Raw genomic sequence first — 1,169 nt, 5'->3', positions numbered from 1 at the left:
GACTTACTATCTAATCATATTTATCAACATATCGGTGATTGGGAAGAGATTTATGAGGCAATTTGTGATGAAGTTGATGATATTAGGGAAGCGGAAACGGGCGAAAAAAACTACAGACGTGCTAGGAAAAATGGCCGTGGAAGAATTATTGGTGGCGGTTTCGGTGTAGAAGGTGCTATAAAAGGTATTGCAACAGCGGGTGCAGTAAATGCAGCATCTGGTCTAATGCACTCTTTTGGTAATGCCATTGGTAATGCTTCTAGTTCTGCAAATGCAAGAAAACAGGAAAGAGAAATTCTACAGAATCCTGAATTTTTACCAACGATTAAAAAAACTGTTTATAACGATATCTTAGGTATGCATGTAGGTGTAATCGAACTATATAATAAATCCTTCAATACGGATATTCCATTAGATTATCCTACTGAAAACTACCAAGAAGCCCTCATCATATTACAAAATGTTAATCAAGGTGTTGTCCATGAAAGCAACATGAACAAAGCGATGGTAGACGCAATTGTGAAATGGCCATATGATTACCAATTCTATAATTTTATTATATCTAAAGATAGCTCATCAACAGAAGAGTTAGAGCGCTATGCGCACTATTTCAACACAGATATTACAAATATTCGATTATCAAAAGAAAAGGCTTTAGCTCAAAAGAAGAAAATTGAAACTCAATTTGGACAATATGCTAATGAGTTTATGACCAATTTATCAGATAATTATTATTTTAATAGTTTAGTAGATATATTATCACCAAATCCGATAGAAAATTTAACTGAAGCTTATAAATTGAACAAGTTTTCTTTTAAAGATAACAAACTTTATGTCTTACTTTTTGATGAAGGTGAAAAAGCAAAAAAATGTGTCCAAGTGGCTAGTTCAACTTATGCACAATTATCTCCCAACGAAGTGCCAATCATTGCATTTGATAACACAAGTTTTAGTGGCGGAAAAGAAGGATTTCTTATTACAGATCAAAAAATACATGTTAAGGTAAGTTTTGAAAAGCCATTTTCATTTGCCTTTAAGGATATCCAAACAATTGCAACTGATAATAAGTCAAACTTATTAATCAATAACAATAAAGTAGATTTTTTATTAATGAGAGGAAAAGATAAATCTATCATTGGTGAGTTCATCACATTTGTATTATATAGTTT

1 protein-coding gene is annotated in these 1,169 nt (G+C 32.0%); it reads left to right on the top strand.

What is annotated here, in order from left to right:
* Positions 1-1,169, top strand: a 1,169-nt coding sequence (locus tag JF818_RS03400) for a hypothetical protein (RefSeq protein ID WP_198890579.1), incomplete at both ends; no start/stop codon positions are given.

Origin of the sequence: Sphaerochaeta sp. S2 (genome assembly GCF_016406725.1) — a bacterium.
GTDB lineage: Bacteria > Spirochaetota > Spirochaetia > Sphaerochaetales > Sphaerochaetaceae > Sphaerochaeta.
Note: the sequence above shows the minus strand (reverse complement) of the source record. Positions and strands in the feature narration are given on the sequence as shown.